The 15,313-nt window shown below is 60.5% G+C and carries 15 protein-coding genes; 6 read left to right on the forward strand and 9 right to left on the reverse strand.

The window, feature by feature from the left end; genetic code table 11:
- Positions 1–24 precede the first annotated feature (24 nt).
- Positions 25–1,968, reverse strand: coding sequence for an ATP-binding protein (locus VFW72_RS08600; RefSeq protein WP_329673876.1), 1,944 nt, complete (start codon positions 1,966–1,968; stop codon positions 25–27).
- Between the two features lie 49 nt (positions 1,969–2,017).
- On the opposite strand from VFW72_RS08600, the gene VFW72_RS08605 reads away from it, so the two are divergent.
- The gene (locus VFW72_RS08605) at positions 2,018–2,884 is read left to right on the forward strand and encodes a hypothetical protein (protein WP_329673877.1); all 867 of its coding nucleotides are present in this window, start codon (positions 2,018–2,020) and stop codon (positions 2,882–2,884) included.
- On the opposite strand, the gene VFW72_RS08610 is transcribed toward VFW72_RS08605, so the two are convergent.
- From VFW72_RS08610 to VFW72_RS08635, 6 genes are all read right to left on the reverse strand, one after another.
- Positions 2,859–3,956: a sulfate ABC transporter ATP-binding protein gene (locus VFW72_RS08610; RefSeq protein ID WP_329673878.1), complete on the reverse strand. Its 1,098-nt coding sequence runs from the start codon at positions 3,954–3,956 to the stop codon at positions 2,859–2,861. The genes VFW72_RS08605 and VFW72_RS08610 overlap by 26 nt on opposite strands.
- Positions 3,953–4,828, reverse strand: coding sequence for a sulfate ABC transporter permease subunit CysW (gene cysW / locus VFW72_RS08615; RefSeq protein ID WP_329673879.1), 876 nt, complete (start codon positions 4,826–4,828; stop codon positions 3,953–3,955). Before cysW ends, VFW72_RS08610 begins: the two co-directional genes overlap by 4 nt.
- 3 nt (positions 4,829–4,831) lie before the next feature.
- Complete coding sequence (cysT, locus tag VFW72_RS08620; protein WP_329673880.1) at positions 4,832–5,674, reverse strand: sulfate ABC transporter permease subunit CysT; 843 nt, start codon at positions 5,672–5,674, stop codon at positions 4,832–4,834.
- Positions 5,674–6,693 (reverse strand): sulfate ABC transporter substrate-binding protein, encoded by a 1,020-nt coding sequence (locus tag VFW72_RS08625; protein WP_329673881.1) that lies wholly within the window; start codon positions 6,691–6,693, stop codon positions 5,674–5,676. The genes cysT and VFW72_RS08625 overlap by 1 nt, the downstream gene beginning before the upstream one ends.
- A 183-nt stretch (positions 6,694–6,876) precedes the next feature.
- Positions 6,877–8,163, reverse strand: coding sequence for an O-acetylhomoserine aminocarboxypropyltransferase/cysteine synthase family protein (locus tag VFW72_RS08630; RefSeq protein WP_329673882.1), 1,287 nt, complete (start codon positions 8,161–8,163; stop codon positions 6,877–6,879).
- Positions 8,164–8,286: 123 nt separating this feature from the next.
- On the reverse strand, positions 8,287–8,925 hold the full coding sequence (locus VFW72_RS08635) for a Clp protease ClpP (RefSeq protein ID WP_329673883.1): 639 nt from the start codon (positions 8,923–8,925) through the stop codon (positions 8,287–8,289).
- 155 nt (positions 8,926–9,080) lie between these two features.
- On the opposite strand from VFW72_RS08635, the gene VFW72_RS08640 reads away from it, so the two are divergent.
- Positions 9,081–10,088: a sulfate ABC transporter substrate-binding protein gene (locus tag VFW72_RS08640; RefSeq protein WP_329673884.1), complete on the forward strand. Its 1,008-nt coding sequence runs from the start codon at positions 9,081–9,083 to the stop codon at positions 10,086–10,088.
- Between the two features lie 65 nt (positions 10,089–10,153).
- A complete protein-coding gene (locus tag VFW72_RS08645; RefSeq protein WP_329673885.1) occupies positions 10,154–10,843 on the forward strand; it encodes an alpha/beta hydrolase in 690 nt (229 codons plus the stop codon).
- Here VFW72_RS08645 and VFW72_RS08650 read toward each other — a convergent pair.
- Positions 10,767–11,591, reverse strand: coding sequence for a 5'-methylthioadenosine/adenosylhomocysteine nucleosidase (locus VFW72_RS08650; RefSeq protein WP_329673886.1), 825 nt, complete (start codon positions 11,589–11,591; stop codon positions 10,767–10,769). The genes VFW72_RS08645 and VFW72_RS08650 overlap by 77 nt on opposite strands.
- Before the next feature lie 110 nt (positions 11,592–11,701).
- Here VFW72_RS08650 and purT point away from each other — a divergent pair, with 110 nt between their 5' ends.
- Positions 11,702–12,922 (forward strand): formate-dependent phosphoribosylglycinamide formyltransferase, encoded by a 1,221-nt coding sequence (gene purT, locus VFW72_RS08655; protein WP_329673946.1) that lies wholly within the window; start codon positions 11,702–11,704, stop codon positions 12,920–12,922.
- A 194-nt stretch (positions 12,923–13,116) separates the two neighbouring features.
- On the forward strand, positions 13,117–14,016 hold the full coding sequence (locus VFW72_RS08660) for an alpha/beta hydrolase (protein ID WP_329673887.1): 900 nt from the start codon (positions 13,117–13,119) through the stop codon (positions 14,014–14,016).
- Here VFW72_RS08660 and VFW72_RS08665 read toward each other — a convergent pair.
- On the reverse strand, positions 14,002–14,781 hold the full coding sequence (locus VFW72_RS08665; RefSeq protein ID WP_329673888.1) for a Crp/Fnr family transcriptional regulator: 780 nt from the start codon (positions 14,779–14,781) through the stop codon (positions 14,002–14,004). The two genes, VFW72_RS08660 and VFW72_RS08665, sit on opposite strands and share 15 nt — an antisense overlap.
- 172 nt (positions 14,782–14,953) lie before the next feature.
- Here VFW72_RS08665 and VFW72_RS08670 point away from each other — a divergent pair, with 172 nt between their 5' ends.
- Positions 14,954–15,277 carry a HigA family addiction module antitoxin gene (locus VFW72_RS08670; RefSeq protein ID WP_329673889.1) on the forward strand — a complete coding sequence of 108 codons (324 nt, stop codon included), beginning with the start codon at positions 14,954–14,956 and terminating at the stop codon, positions 15,275–15,277.
- The last annotated feature ends 36 nt before the right edge of the window (positions 15,278–15,313 follow it).

Genomic DNA, 15,313 nt, shown 5'->3' on the forward strand with positions numbered 1-15,313 from the left:
ACCGCCATGCAACCCTCGCTCGGGTCAAACCGGCGAGGGTTTTTTGTGGGCGGAACCGGTCAGCCAGCTTGCCAAGGTGCCGTAAAAATCATCTACCTGAAATGGCTTGGCAATGTGATCGTTCATGCCCGCTTCCAACGCCCGCTCGCGGGCGCCAACCATGACGTCGGCCGTCATGGCAATGATGGGCAAGTCACGCAGCCCCAACTCGTCCCGAGCCAGGCGGGTGGCTGCATAGCCGTCCATCACGGGCATCTGGCAGTCCATCAAGACCGCATCAAACGACTGCGCTTTGAGGCAGTCCAGGGCGGCACGACCATCTGGCGCCACCGTCACCAACGCGCCGGCCCGATGGAGCAACGCGGCGGCCAGTTCCTGATTGATCAGGTTGTCTTCAACGAGGAGAATGCGTCGCCCTTCGATGACGCGCATCAGCACATCGCGATCCCGCAATGGCACAGCGTCATGGGTCGGCAGCCTGGGCTGGGCAACCCCATCTGTCGGCAAGGCAAAGGCCAGCATAAACTCGAACGTGCTGCCCTGCCCTTCCACACTCTGCACCTGGATTTGCCCCCCCATCTTGTTGACCAGTTGCTGGCTGATGGCCAGCCCCAGACCCGTTCCACCGAAGCGTCGGGTGGTTGAACTGTCACCCTGAGTAAAGGGGGCGAACAGACGCGTGACTTGAGCAGCAGTCATCCCAATGCCGGTGTCTTGCACCTGAAAACGCAGAGAGACCCGATCGGCCTGGTGCGAAGCGACTTGCACCGACAGACGCACCTGCCCCTGGTCTGTGAACTTCACCGCGTTGGACAACAGGTTGAGCAGCACCTGATGAAGGCGCAGCGCATCGCCCACCAGCAAGGTGGGCAGGGCCTGGTCGATGTCCACCAACAGACTCAAGCCCTTTTCTGCCGCCTTGACCCGAGCAAGATCCACCACCGACCGGACGGTTTCAGCCAACCGAAACGGCTGTGCTTCAATGTCCATCTTGCCGGCCTCGATCTTCGAGAAGTCAAGGATGTCATTGATGATGCCCAGCAAAAGCTCGGCTGAAGCCTGCACCGTTTCGATGTAATTGCGCTGGCGCGCATCCAGCGGTGTCATGAGCACCAACTGCGACATGCCCATGATGGCGTTCATGGGGGTTCGGATCTCATGGCTCATGGTGGCCAGGAAGGCGCTCTTGGCCGCATTGGCAATTTCGGCGGCTTCCTTTTCAACCAGCAGTTTCTGACTGCGGTGCTCGGTTTCCAGCCGCCGATTGATCTCCTCTCGCAACGATTCACGCATCGCATTGATGGCCGACGCCAGCGCCTGCATTTCATCGGGTCGATCAACCCGGCGAGACAAGGTCAATGACTGATCCAGATTACCCAAGCGCAAGCCCGAGGCAAAGCGCACGACCTGGTCCAGCGGCCTGAGCACCAACAAACGCATGCCGACCACGATGGCGGCCGCCAGCGCGAGGGCTCGCACCAGCTCGGCAATCAAAATGCCTTGGGCCATGACCGTCAGACGCCGATACAGCCCGGCCAACGACACCACCACGCGCAACTGTGCAACGGTCTGCGGAGGCTCTGCGGTGCCGGGTTCCGAGTACACCAACTCATACACACGGCTCACACTCGGAACCCGCGTCTCCCCATCCACCCCTTCGGGTGTCCAGCCATGCTGACCTCCGGGACGAATGGGAAACGGCAGATCCCCCGTGACACCGGCATAGACCACACCAGGAATCTGGGCAATGCCTTGCAGCTGGTTCTCGATCTGATCACGATCAAGGTTCCAGACACTGGCGGTCAAAGTGGGCACGTGGCTGCTGCGAATCAGCGTCAATCGCTCTTCGACAGAGGCGAGCCCGTTACGCCAGGCCGAGTAAATCTGATAGCCAGCGGCCAGCGCCGCGATCAACAGGCTGATGCCCAGCACCTGCAGGGTCATGCGTCGAGAGATCGAATCACCCATCTGTTGAACTCACGCACTACCCAACGCCATAATGGCGCAGGAGGAAAGTATGCGGCGGCTTGTTGTGTGTCTGGCCATGATATGCGCAAACGTTTGGGCCAAAGAGTTCATCGTTTACCCGCAGCCTGAAGCCCCGGATGACCGCCGCGGCGAATACGCCGTCAAGCTGCTGCAACTTGCACTGAACGAGGCGGGCTCAACAAAGGAATTGAAACCCGCCAGCACCCGCATGATGCAGGACCGCACCTTCGCCGAACTCAAGCGCGGGGGGCAAATCGATGTGATGTGGACGATGACCACACCGCAGCGTGAAGCCGACGCCTTGCCCATTCGTATTCCGATTTACAAGGGCTTGATTGGCTGGCGGGTACCTTTGGTTCATGTCGAACACAGCGACATGCTGGCGCAGGTGACCAACCTCACTCAGCTGTCGAACCTGACGGCAGGGCAAGCCAGCGACTGGCCTGACGCCGACATCCTGCGCGCCAACGGGCTACCCGTCAGCACCACGGCGCTGTACAGCAACCTGTTTCAAATGCTGGGCAAGCAGCGTTTCGACTACATGCCCAGATCGGTGGTGGAGGTTTGGCAAGAAGCCGAGAGCCATCGCTCCGATGGCTTGATTGTGGATCAGCACATCGTGCTGCACTACCCTGCGGCGGTGTACTTCTTCGTCAACAAAAACAACAAAGGCCTGGCTGACACGATCAGCACAGGCCTGGAACGAGCGATTGCAAACGGCAAGTTCAACCAGCTTTTCTACAGCCACCACGCACGCTTCATAGAGCAAGCACGCTTGTCACACCGGGTGGTCATTGAGCTGCACAACCCCCTGCTGCCCAAGGAAACCCCCTTGAACCGCAAAGAGTTGTGGCTGACCTTCCCCTCGGTCAAATCAACGCGCCCGGATCGGTAGCCACGAATTCGGCCTGCCCGGTGCCGCTTCCCGCTGTCGCAATGAACCGGCGAATGCGGCGCGGCTTGAGGTGAACCATGGCGCCACTTTGCAGCACGCCGCTGTCGCGCAACGCGGTGTACTCGCTGCGAGGCAGCTCGACATCGACTTCACCCTGGCCATCGACACGCTTGAACTCCAGGCGGGTGTTGGGGCCCACGGTCAAGGTGTGAACCAGATTCACAGCCAGGCTACCGGGCTCGGGATGCGCCAGCACCTGAATTTCATGCGGGCGCACATAGCTCACGTCGGCCTGCGATGCCTCGGCAGACGCCGAGGTGCCCGGCGCGTGGTCGCGTCCATGGAACAGGTTCACGTCACCCAGGAATTGCAGCACGAAGGGGCTGGCGGGATGGTCGTACACCTCATCAGGCGTGCCTTGCTGTTCAATGCGGCCTTGGTTCATGACCACAATGCGGTCAGCCACTTCCATGGCTTCTTCCTGATCGTGGGTCACGAACACGCTGGTGATGTGCATTTCGTCGTGCAGGCGGCGCAGCCAGCGGCGCAGTTCCTTGCGCACCTTGGCATCGAGCGCACCAAAGGGCTCGTCCAGCAGCAAGACTTTGGGCTCCACGGCCAGAGCACGGGCCAGGGCAATGCGTTGGCGTTGGCCGCCCGACAGCTGGTGCGGATACCGGTCGGCAATCCAGTCGAGCTGGACCAGCTTGAGCAACTCAGTGACCTTGGCGCGAATGGCGGCTTCCGAAGGGCGGGTGGCCTTGGGGCGCACACGCAAGCCAAAAGCCACGTTTTCGAAAATGGTCATGTGCCCGAACAGCGCGTAGTGCTGGAACACGAAGCCCACATTGCGATCGCGAACGGCCACATGAGTGGTGTCTTCCCCATTGAACAGCACGGTGCCCGCATCGGGCTGCTCCAGGCCCGCAATGATGCGCAGCAGCGAGGTCTTGCCCGAGCCGGAGGGGCCCAGCAAGGCCACCAGTTCACCCGAGGGAATGTCGAGGTTCAGGTTGTCACACACGGTGACCTGACCAAAGCGTTTGACGAGGTTTCTGACTTCAATACTCATGCACTTGCTCCAGCATCTTTGGCCTGCGCCAGCTCACGCTGCACCTGACGCTCGACGATGAATTTCAACACCAGGGTCACCAGGGCCAGACCGGCCAGCAGGGAGGCCACCGCAAACGAGGCCGCAAACTGGTATTCGTTGTAGAGGATTTCGATATGCAGGGGCAAGGTGTTGGTCTGACCTCGAATGTGGCCCGACACCACCGACACCGCCCCGAACTCGCCCATGGCTCGGGCATTGCACAAGATCACACCATACAGCAGGGCCCACTTCACATTGGGCAGGGTCACCTTCCAGAAGGTTTGCCAGCCCGATGCACCCAGCACCCGTGCGGCTTCTTCCTGCTCCTGCCCCTGAGCCTGCATCAGCGGAATCAGTTCACGCGCCACGAAGGGGAAGGTCACGAAGATGGTGGCCAACACAATGCCGGGCACCGCAAAGATCACCTTCAGATCGTGGTCGCGCAGCCATTCGCCAAACCAGCCTTGCAGGCCAAAGACCAGCACGTAGATCAAGCCGGCAATGACGGGCGACACAGAGAAGGGCAAGTCGATCAGGGTCAGCAGCACGCTCTTGCCGCGGAAGTCGAACTTGGCAATGGCCCAGGCCGCCGCCACACCAAACACCAGGTTCAGCGGCACCGAAATGGCCGCAGCGATCAAGGTGAGTTTGACTGCCGACAGCGCATCGGGCTCGGTGACGGAGGCGATGTAGACGTCCCACCCCTTCTTGAAGGCTTCGACGAACACCGACACCAGCGGCACAAACAGGAACAAGGAAAGGAAGGCCAAGGCCACCGTGATCAGGGTCCAGCGAACCCAGATGGGCTCCTGCGTGGCCTTGCCGTGGTTGGGAGGAGAAATAGACGACATGATTTACCGCCCTTGACGCTTGCGAGACCAGGCTTGCAAGCCGTTGATGGCCAGCAGCAGGATGAAGGACATCACCAGCATGACCACGGCAATGGCGGTGGCGCCCGCGTAGTCGTACTGCTCCAGCTTGGTGATGATGAGCAGCGGCGTGATCTCCGAGATCATCGGCATGTTGCCGGCAATGAAGATGATGGAACCGTATTCACCCAAAGCCCGAGCAAACGCCAGCGCAAAGCCGGTCAGCAAAGCCGGGGTCAGAATAGGCAGGATGACACGGCTGAAGGTTTGCCAGCGGTTTGCTCCCAGCGTGGCCGAGGCCTCTTCCAGTTCCGAAGCCAGGTCTTCCAGAATGGGCTGCACGGTGCGCACCACGAAAGGCAAACCAATGAAGGTCATGGCCACAAACACCCCCACGGGCGTGAACGCCACCTTCAGCCCCAGCGGCTCAAGCCATTGCCCGATCCAGCCATTGCCAGAATACAAGCCCGTCAGGGTGATGCCGGCCACCGCCGTGGGCAGGGCAAAGGGCAAGTCCACCAGAGCGTCAACCAGGCGACGCCCCGGGAACGGGTAACGCACCAGCACCCAGGCCACCAACAGGCCAAAGACGGCATTGACCAGCGCAGCCAGAATTGACGAACCGAAGGTGAGCTTGTAAGAGGCCACCACGCGCGGCGAGGTGACCACGTCAACAAACTCAGGCCAGGTCAAGGCGGTGGTGCGCAGAAAGGCCGCACCCAGGGGAATCAACACAATCAGGCAGAGGTAGAACAAGGTCAACCCCAAGGCCATGTCAAACCCCGGCAGCACCGAGCGCCGCCGCAGCAGCAGACGAGAGAACAACATCAGCGACGCCCCGCGAAGATCTGGTCGTAGATGCCGCCATCAGCAAAGTGCTCTTTCTGCACCCGGTCCCAGCCGCCAAATACCTCTTGTACGGTGAAGGTCTTGACGGGAGGGAAGTCCTTGGCGAACTGCTGCAGCACCTTGGCCGAGCGCGGACGCAGATGATGGCGCGCCGCAATGGTCTGGCCTTCGTCAGACCACAGGTATTTCAAATAGGCCTCGGCTTGCTTGCGGGTGCCCTTCTTGTCGACGACCTTGTCGACCACGCTGACGGGGTTTTCAGCCAACACGGTGATGTTGGGGTAGACCACATCGAAGTCGCCACCGAACTCGCCCTTGATCAAAGGCACTTCGCTTTCGAAGGTGGCCAGCACATCGCCAATCTGACGCTGCGCGAAGGTGGTGGTGGCGGCACGGCCGCCGCCATCCAGCACGGGCACATTGGCAAAGATGCCACGCACCAGAGCACGGGCGTTGGACTCGCCGCCTCCGCGTTTGATCACCGCACCATAGGCGGCCAGATAGGTGTAGCGGCCGTTACCCGAGGTCTTGGGGTTGGGGATGATGACCGACACCCCTGGGCGGGCCAAGTCCACCCAGTCCGCAATCTTCTTGGGGTTGCCCTTGCGCACCAGCAGCACGGTGACCGAACTGTTGGGCGAGCTGTTGTCGGGCAGGCGCTTGGCCCAGTCGGTGGGAATGAGCTTGCCACGGGTGGCCAGGATGTCGATGTCGCTGGCCTGATTCATGGTGATCACGTCAGCCGCCAGGCCCTCGATCACGCTGTTGGCCTGCTTGCTGGAGCCGCCATGCGACTGGTTGACGACCACGCTTTCCTTGGTGGTGCGCTGCCAGTACTTGGCGAAAGCCGGGTTGTATTCCTTATAGAACTCACGCGTGACGTCGTAGCTCACATTGAGCAGCGTCGTTTGAGCCTGCGCCAGGGGCAGCACGGCCATCAGGGCGGCAGCCAAACCCAAGGCACGACGGGTCAGGAGGGGCTTCAATGAATTTCGCATGAGAACTCCACTTTTGATGCGGTCCGCGAATGTTAGGGAGACCCACCCATCCGGTAAAGCGCGGCTTTTGCATCGGCTTATGCGCATCGCGCATATTCAGCCACCTCCTCGCCCCCCCCCGGAAGACGCCAATGCAAAGGGGCCCCGCAGGGCCCCTGGACGTGACGCACCAACGCTGCCCGATCAGGCTTGGGCCAAGGCCTGCTCCAGGTCAGCCAGCAAGTCATCGATGTGCTCAATGCCAATCGACAAACGAACGGTGTCTTCGGCCACACCGGTCTTGGCCAGCTCTTCGGGCGAGAGCTGACGGTGGGTGGTGGACGCCGGATGGGTGGCCAGCGAACGCACATCGCCAATATTGACCAGGCGCGTGAACAACTGCAGCCCATCGAGGAAACGTGCCCCGCCCTCACGACCACCGGGCACGCCGAAGGTCAGCAAGCCTGACGCTTTGCCTGAGAGGTACTTCTTGACCAGCGGGTTCTCCGGATGGTCTTCCAGGCCAGCGTAGTTCACCCACTTCACACGGGGGTGCTTTTGCAGGTACTGGGCGATCTTGAGCGTGTTTTCGCTGATGCGGTCCATGCGCAAGCTCAAGGTTTCAATGCCCTGCAAAATGAGGAAGGCATTGAAAGGCGAGAGCGCTGCGCCGGTGTTACGCAGAGGCACCACACGCGCACGGCCAATGTAGGCTGCTGGGCCCAAGGCTTCGGTGTAGACCACGCCGTGGTAGCTCACATCGGGCTCGTTCAGGCGCTTGAAGCGTTGCTTGTGTTGCGCCCAGGGGAACTTGCCCGAATCGACAATCGCGCCACCCAGGGTGGTGCCATGCCCGCCCAGGTACTTGGTCAACGAGTGCACGACGATGTCGGCCCCGTGCTCGATGGGGCGACTCAGGTACGGCGATGGCACCGTGTTGTCCACAATCAGCGGCACGCCATGGCGGTGAGCGATCTCGGCAATACGGGCGATGTCGGTGATGTTGCCCGACGGATTGCCCAGCGACTCCACAAACACGGCTTTGGTGCGATCGTCGATCAGCTTGTCAAAGCTGTCAGGATCGCGGTGATCAGCAAACTTGGTGGTGATGCCAAACTGCGGCAGCGTGTGCGCAAACAGGTTGTAGGTGCCCCCGTACAAAGCAGTCGACGACACGATGTTGTCACCCGCCTCGGCAATGGTCTGAATGGCATAGGTCACCGCTGCCTGGCCCGATGCAAGGGCCAGCGCACCAATGCCGCCTTCCAGCGCCGCCACACGCTGCTCCAGCACATCGGTGGTGGGGTTCATGATGCGGGTGTAAATGTTGCCCGGCACCTTCAAGTCGAACAGATCGGCACCATGCTGGGCGCTGTCGAAGGCATAGGCTGCCGTTTGATAGATGGGCACGGCCACCGCTTTGGTGGTGGGGTCGGGGCTGTAGCCAGCGTGCACCGACAAGGTCTCGAATTTCCAGTTGTCTCGGCTCATGAATCACCTCTGATGCTCAAGGAGGTGACAGCCTACCGAAGCCCGAACCAACTGCCAAGCCCGAATTACGCAGGTGTTGATACAACTCACGCATAAGCTCGGCCACCTGGGCGCATCGCCGCTCTACTTCTTCGAACTCGACTTCTTGGCTGCAGCCTTCTTCGCCACAACCTGCGCCTGCGCAAGTGCCAAGCGCTTCAAGCGACGACGGATTTCATCCGAATCGATCCAGAAGTCGCCCCCCATCAGGATGCGAGCAATTTCAGCATCGGACAGGAATGGGGTGCAGATGCGCTGCATGACCTTGCCAAACCATTTACCCACCGCAGCAACTTCGGCCTCTTGTTCATTGCCCTTGCCAGCAAACACGCCTGAGTAGGTGTGGAACATGAGCTGACAGTTGTCATGCACATACATTTCATCGCCGCTGAGGAAGATCAAGGCAGCCATGGAATAGGCCCTCGCTTCCACAATCGTCACGACACGCGCTGGCGACGCTGCCATGTTGTTGATGATTTGAAGCCCTGTATTGAAGTCGCCTCCTGGCGAATTCAAGTGCAAGTAGATCAAGTCGGTTTCAGACGCTGATCGCAGCGTGAAGAACAGCTCGGTGTAGTACTCGGGCTCTTTCAACTCGCCGCAAATGTAGTACGACACCTGGCGCACAGGCACCTGCCGCTCGTAGCGGATCAGTCCCTTGAACTGGATCACCTCGCTATCGCCATCCTCTTCCGATTCGTGGTGCTTGATGCGGTTGGCCATGCTCGACTCCTTGATCATCAACGTTCATTATGAGCGTGACCGCTGCGCTTTGGCTTGAACTCAAAAATCGAGCATGCAACTGCAGTTTTATTCGTTCCGATCTTTCCCCTCACTTTCTACGATGAGCTCACTTCACACACAAAGAGAGCCCATCCATGTCAAACCTCCCTCGCCGCTTCGCCCTTGTCCTGACTGCCGCCGCGCTGCTCGCCCCCCACTTTGCTCAGGCCAAATCCATCGCTCTGCTCAACGTGTCTTACGACCCCACCCGCGAGCTCTATCAGGAATACAACGCAGCGTTCAGCAAGTACTGGAAAGCCAAGACCGGGGATGACCTCACCATCCGCACCTCCCACGGGGGCTCAGGCAAGCAAGCTCGCTCGGTGATCGACGGGCTGGAAGCCGATGTGGTCACCCTGGCGCTGGCCTATGACATTGATGCCATCGCGGACAAGAACCTACTGGCAGCTGATTGGCAAAGGAAGCTCAAGGGCAACAGCGCCCCTTACACCTCGACCATCGTCTTCCTGGTCCGCAAGGGCAACCCCAAAGACCTGAAAGACTGGAGCGACTTGATCAAACCTGGCGTTGGGGTCATCACCCCCAACCCGAAAACCTCGGGTGGCGCACGCTGGAACTACCTGGCTGCGTGGGGCTATGAACAACAGCGCACCAAATCAGAAGCCAAGGCCAAAGAGTTTGTGAGTCGCCTACTGGCCAACGTGCCTGTGCTGGATTCGGGCGCGCGCGGCTCAACCGTGACCTTCGCTGAACGCGGTCAGGGTGACGTGCTGTTGACCTGGGAAAACGAAGCCCATCTGGCCATCAAAGAATTCGGCTCTGGCAAGTTCGACATCGTCTACCCCTCCACCAGCATCTACGCCGAACCGCCTGTAGCGATCGTCGACAAGAACGTTGACAAGAAGGGCACCCGTGCTGTGGCACAGGCTTATCTCGACTATCTGTACTCGGCCGAAGGCCAGGACATTGCCGGCAAGAACTTCTATCGCCCCACCGATGCGAAGGCTGCAGCCAAGTATGCCAAGCAGTTCCCCCCGATCAAGCTGTTCAAGATTGATGAGGTGTTTGGTGGCTGGACTCAGGCACAGAAAACTCACTTTGCCGACGGCGGGGTCTTCGACAAGATCTACACCAAAAAATGACGTCGCGTTGACGAGCCCTCCATGAGCATCACAGCACTTTGACCCATTCAGATGGAGCCGCCACCATGCATCCCAGCATCATCCCCCTGATCCCCCAACTGAATCAACTGTCGACCCGTGTGTTGATCATTCCTGGCCTGCACAACAGCGAAGAAGGCCACTGGCAATCGTGGCTGCAATCGCAATACCGTGGCTCGCGCCGCGTGAACCAGGCATGCTGGCATACCGCAGATCTCGATGCCTGGGCTGACCGCATTGGCGAGACCATTCAGCAAACAGGCCGCCACACCCAATGGGTGGCCGTAGCCCACAGCTTCGGCTGCCTGGCGCTGGCTCGCTACCTTGATCAGCAACGCGCCACCGAACAACCCCATCAGATCGGGTCAGCGCTGTTTGTGGCCCCGGCTGATCCCGTGAAGTTCGACGTTGTGCACCGACTGCCCCAGGAAAGCCTGGGCATCCCTTCGATCCTGATTGGCAGCGAGAACGACCCCTGGATGCCGCTGGAGCGAGCGCAACAGTGGGCCTCACTGTGGGGCGCACGCTTTCGCAACCTCGGCGCGGTGGGGCACATCAATGTCGAATCTGGCTTTGGGCCTTGGCCACTGGCTCGCTACAAGGTAGACCAGATGATTCGCGAACAGCAGCGCCTCAGGCGCCTGGAACGCGATGCGAGCCTCAGCCCGCCTGTTGCAAACGCCGCAACATGGCATCGACCACCGCATGCGACAGCGGGCTGGCCACGGCGCCAATGAAGCGCTGAAAATCCACGTGCGCCGCGTCGTCGGCCCGATCGGAAATGGAGCGGATGATGGTGAAGGGCACGCCATAGTCGTGGCACACCTGTGCCACGGCAGCCCCTTCCATTTCCACTGCCAGCGTAGCGGGAAGGGCATCGCGAATGGCGGCACTGGCCTGCGCAGAGCCAATGAACTGGTCGCCACTGGCAATCAGCCCGCGGTGCACAACCGGCAGGCCAATGCCCAGGTCGTCCAGATCCGCCCGAGACAAGACACCGGCTCCGGCTTGCCCATGGTGGGCCACCGTGGCCAGCACCTCCGTGGCTGACGCGACAGCCAGATCAGACAGCGTGGACGTGGCCCGCATGACCGACACGCCCTTGCCGGGCACCTCGAACCGTGGAAACAAGGGGCGCGCATCCATGTCGTGCTGAACGAGTTCGTCGGCCACCACCACATCGCCCACGCGCACTTGGTCGCCCACGCCGCCGGCCACCCCGGTGAACCACACCTCGCCCGCATGAAAGCGATTGACGAGCAAGGACGTGGTCACCGCCGCCGCCACCTTGCCGATACCCGACAAGGCCGCGATGACGACCTGGCCGTGCCAATGGCCTACCCAGAAGGTGCGACTGGCCAGCTCGACCTGGTGCTCATCGGGCATGGCGTCCAGAAAGGTTTGCAGCTCTTCGGGCATGGCCGCCAGGATGCCAATGCGGCGGGCAGGGCTGCCGCCCAATGGCGTGGATTCGGGTGATGTCATGATCGGGCTCCGGCACGGCTTGTGCATGCGTGCATCTTGCGCCAATCATCCGTGAAAATGGCGACTTCAACCCACCCACAGCACGGCCATCCATGACCCAAGCGCCCCAAATCTGCACACTCGGTACCCCTCTGTCGCCTTCTGCCGTTCGAGTCATGCTGCTTGGCTCGGGCGAACTGGGCAAGGAGGTGCTCATTGCCCTGCAAAGGTTGGGCGTGGAAACCATTGCGGTAGACCGCTACGACCATGCTCCAGGGCAACAAGTGGCTCACCACAGCCACACCATTGCCATGAATGACCCGCAGCAACTGCGGGAGTTGATCTTGCGAGAGAAGCCCGATCTGGTCGTGCCCGAAATCGAGGCGATTGCCACCTCGGTGCTGGAAGAACTGGAAGCCGAAGGCGTGGTGCGCGTGATCCCCACCGCGCGGGCCGCCCGCCTGACGATGGACCGCGAAGGCATTCGCCGCCTGGCCGCCGAAACCCTGGGCCTGCCCACTAGCCCCTATCGTTTCTGTGATTCGCTGGCCGAATTGCAGGCGGCCATCGACACCCACATTGGCTACCCCTGCATGGTCAAACCCTTGATGAGCTCCTCTGGCAAGGGACAAAGCAAGATCAGCTCGCCCGCAGACGTGGCCCCGGCATGGGACTACGCCATGGCCGCTGGACGTGTCAGCCAAGGCCGCGTGATCGTGGAGGGCTTCATCGACTTCGACTATGAAATCACCCAACTCACGGTGCGGGCAGCCGGCCAAGGCGAACAGGCCGGGCAGATCGTGACGCATTTCTGCGACCCCATTGGTCACATCCAGGTGGATGGTGACTACGTGGAAAGCTGGCAGCCCCACCGCATGAACCCTGTGGCCCTGACTCGGGCCCGCGAGATCGCCAAGGCCGTGACCGACAACCTCGGCGGACAAGGCATTTTCGGGGTCGAGCTGTTCGTGAAGGGCGACCAGGTGTGGTTCAGCGAGGTCAGCCCTCGCCCTCACGATACCGGTCTGGTCACGCTGGCCACCCAATACCAAAGCGAGTTTGAACTGCATGCCCGAGCCATCCTGGGACTGCCAGTGCATGCCGCACTGCGCAGCCCTGGTGCATCCGCCGTCATCTATGGCGGCATGGATGCCAAAGACGTCGTCTTCGAAGGTGTGGCGCAAGCCATGAACCACCCTCAAGTTGACGTCCGCTTGTTCGGCAAACCCGAGTGCTACGTCAAGCGTCGCATGGGTGTCGCTGTGGCCTGGGATGCCGATGAAAACAGGGCTCGCGACTTGGCAAAGGCCGCTGCAGCACAAATCAAGCCCCGCACAGGTGGGGCCGTATAAACGCTGATTTCTCGCGCTAACCCCAATCGATGGCTGACCGCGTGTCAGCCATTTTTTTCGCTTGGCTTTTTCAGTCAATCGCTTGGTACTGTGCAGTCAGTGCACCAATCCAACTCGCCTCTTAGCTTGATGAGTGACACGACGCTGATCGTGTCAAACACAAAGACTCATCAACAGGAAAAAGGATACAAGCGATGCACCCCAACAAGCTCTCCGCCCTGGTCTGGGCCACACTGTTGCTATGCAGTGCTGGCGCACACGCTGACACCATCGTCTCCAAAGACAACACCGGGTCAGTCATCAACAGTCAACTGACGATTGCGGGAACCAGCTACAGCGTGGACTGGTATTTGCCAAACGCTAACGCGAGCGGCTTGGTGACGGTACAGCATGGCTTCTCGCGCGGGTGCGGCAACCTGCGTGACACCAGCAAACGCATCATGGCCAATGGCCTGATGGTGCTGTGCGTGAACGCCAACATGAGCGGCGGCAACCCCAGCCTGGCTGAAGCCTTGGCCAATGCCCTGGTGAACGGCCCCATCACCACACCAGACGGCCGCGTGATGCCGTTCAAGATCGCGGTGGGGGGCCATTCAGCTGGCGGACACTTTGCCTCGCGTGTGGGTTGGAAACTCCAGCAGATCGCCCCGGCCCGCCTTGCTGGCGCGGTCTTGTTCGATCCGGTTGCCGCAGAAGGCTTCACGGACAACCTGATGGCCATTTCACAAAACGGCCAACGCCCCATCTATGCGGTGACCTCCAACGGCGGCATCTGCAACAGCTTCAACAATGCATACGGCGCACTCAAGCAGGTACGCAGCTTTGCGGTGTCCAACGGCCGCGATGGATTTGTCGGGCTGCAATTGACCAATGCCTCCACGCACGTGGACTCGGAGGGCAACAACACCAACTTCATTGGCTATTCGGCCTGCCTGCAAGCCCCGCCCAAAGCAGACAACACCGCCTACCTGCGCGACCTGAGCAGCCAGTGGGCGTTTGACATGATCAACAACGTGCGCAACCCTGCCGCCTATCCAGGCGGGAGCTACGTCAACACTTTGTTGACCAACAAACTGGCCTCACTGATTCAGTGATGAGAGGCGGGCCTCGGTCAAGTCCGATACACCTTGGATCAGACCGGGGTCCACCGGCCCCGCGCGCTTGGCCAACGCAGCCAGATCGACGATTTCGATTTCGGCGTAATGCAAGGCCAGCACGCCTTCGTTTTCCAGCATACGCAAGGCCTTGTTGATGGTCTGACGCGACACGCCCAGCATCTTGGCCAAGTATTCCTGAGGCACCCGCACACGGCGGCGAACCGTATCGGCAGTGGCCTGCCCGAAGTTGGTGACGGAAAACAGCAGGCGTCGGGCCAATTGCGTATCGATGGGCAAGGTGGCGTTGTCTTCCAAGGCCGTGAGCATCAGCCGCATCTTGCTGCACGCCAGCCGGGCCAGGTCGCGCCAGTACAGCGGGTGGTCGTTCAACCACGGCTCGATCAAGGCACGCGATACCACCAGCACCGAACAGTCGGTTCCGGCCACCGCATCTTGCGAACGCGGCAAATCGTCTAGCAAAGCCACCTCGCCGAACCAATGGTAGGGCTCGACATACAGATTCAGGCGGTGAGCACCGTCCCGAGGGCTGATCGATCCCAGCATGAGCGCCCCGGCAATCACGCAGTAGAGCCCATCGTGCACATCACCCCGGGCGAACAGCGACTCCCCGGCTTTCAGGTGTCGAATTCGGCCGCGCTCAACCAGCGCCTGCTGCAACTCAGGCGGACAGCTGGCAAACCACAGATGAGATTGCAGAGCCGGCAACAACGCCAGCGGGGAAGAATCAAACCGCCTCTTCATGAATTCGATTAACGTTTACCGGAACGACAACTTTGTCGACAATCGGTGCAAACCCACCTAAATGACGGAGTCTCTTCCCGTCTGATTGTCAAATTTTTGACAATCATATCTCGGCAAACCACATACGATTCGCGCCAGTATCTATGAAAAACCCTTAGGTAGAAATTTCGCAATGAGCAACAATCAAGCCGTCCACCCAGGAGCGATCCTGCGCTCCCAATTCATGGAGCAGCACGGTCTGTCTGCCAGTGGCTTGGCCATTCGCCTGCATGTACCTGCCCCCCGCGTCAACGACATCGTGCGTGAGCGCCGCGGCATCAGCCCCGACTCCGCCCTGCGTCTGGCCCGCTTTTTCGGCACCACCCCGCAGTACTGGATGGACCTGCAAACCGCCTACGATCTGAAAGTGGCAGAAAATCTGGCCGGCGAGCAAATCCGCCGTGAGGTTGCGCCCGTTCAAAGCGCCACTGCCGCCCCCGCACCGCTGGCCGCCTGAGTCCCAGCCCGAGCAGTTGACCCTTCAACTGCCCTG

The organism is Aquabacterium sp., from assembly GCF_036273115.1.
Classification (GTDB): domain Bacteria; phylum Pseudomonadota; class Gammaproteobacteria; order Burkholderiales; family Burkholderiaceae_C; genus Aquabacterium.